The following is a 1,637-nucleotide window of genomic DNA, read 5'->3' on the forward strand; positions in this document are numbered from 1 at the left end:
TCCGTACCAATTGGTAAAGATGATAGTGAAAATGTGGAAGTACAAAAATACGGAGAACCTTTTGTACCTGAATTTGAGATTCCATATCATACAGAAATTATGGAAAAATTTGACGGCATTGATTTAGACAGTGCAAGAAAAGTAGCAGGAAACGGGTTTTATTATCTGATGGGTGATATAGCAAGACTACACTCTGCTGTCATTTCTTATGCACGTGATTTTATGATCAACCGTGGATTTACTTACTGCATTCCACCGTTTATGATTCGAAGCGATGTAGTGACCGGTGTAATGAGTTTTGCAGAAATGGAAGCTATGATGTATAAAATAGAAGGTGAAGACCTCTATTTAATTGGTACAAGCGAACATTCTATGATTGGTAAGTTTATTGATACGATTATTCCCGAAGAACAGCTGCCAAAAACAATGACAAGCTATTCTCCATGTTTCCGTAAAGAAAAGGGTGCCCATGGTATTGAAGAAAGAGGTGTCTACCGTATTCATCAGTTTGAAAAACAGGAGATGATCGTGGTTTGTAAACCAGAAGACAGCGTGGTATGGTTTGAGAAGTTATGGCAGAATACAGTTGATCTGTTCCGTTCTATGGATATTCCTGTTCGTACTTTAGAATGCTGCTCCGGAGATTTGGCTGATCTGAAGGTTAAATCTATTGATGTAGAAGCCTGGTCACCAAGACAGAAAAAATATTTTGAAGTAGGAAGCTGCTCTAATTTAGGGGATGCACAGGCAAGAAGATTAAAAATACGTGTAAATGGGGAAAGTGGCAAGTACTTGGCGCATACACTAAATAATACAGTAGTAGCTCCGCCGAGAATGTTAATTGCTTTCCTGGAGAACAATTTGAATGAAGATGGAAGTATCCGTATACCGGAAGCATTACGTCCATACATGGGTGGTATGAGTGTTATTAAATAATTTATTACAAAAGAAGAATCAATTAGAAGAGCATGATCACAAAATATTGTTTGTAAGGAGGTGAATGTAGTGCACAGTTATTTAAGGGCAATCGGTTTTAGCAACCTGGAGAAGAGAAAAGAAGTGGATCAGATCGTAAAAGACATCTGTGAAAGTAGTGACAAAAAGCAAGTAGTGGAAGAAGATGAAGGTGCATTTATTGAGATGTCAAAAGATTTTGGCCAGGATATAGGCATTACAGTTTGCGGGGAATTGGATGAACAGGGGTTCCATCAGGAATATTATTTTCCTTATTTTAAAGGGACGGGAATTACCAGTGATGAAGATCTGGTAATTGAAAAGCATGTAGGAAAAGAATCCTATGCAGGTGTATGTGAAGATGTAAGAGTCGGAGTATCTTTGATTTTTTATCTCCAGAATGCAGCAGATTATAAAATGCAGGCAAATTTAAATAAATTAAGCGGCCAGAATATAAGTACTACATTTTCAGGATTATCCACTAAGGGTAAGATCTTACTTCCGATTCAGAAAAGTGAACAGCAGATTGATACAGATAAAGAGGCTACCAAAAATCGAAATCATTTGATTGCGGCTGCAAGAAATGGTGATGAAGATGCAATTGAAAGTCTGACCTTGGAAGACATTGATACTTATACCATGATATCCAGACGTATTATGCAGGAAGATGTATTTACGATTGT

General features: G+C 37.4%; 2 protein-coding genes. Both read left to right on the forward strand.

What is annotated here, in order from left to right; genetic code table 11:
- Positions 1-936, forward strand: a 936-nt coding sequence (gene serS / locus RHS_RS28835; protein WP_047835148.1) for a serine--tRNA ligase, incomplete at its 5' end; no start/stop codon positions are given.
- 69 nt (positions 937-1,005) lie between these two features.
- On the forward strand, positions 1,006-1,637 hold a 632-nt coding region (locus tag RHS_RS28840), incomplete at its 3' end, for a DUF3881 family protein (RefSeq protein ID WP_047835149.1).

It is taken from the genome of Robinsoniella sp. RHS (genome assembly GCF_001029355.1).
Lineage (GTDB): Bacteria > Bacillota > Clostridia > Lachnospirales > Lachnospiraceae > Robinsoniella > Robinsoniella peoriensis.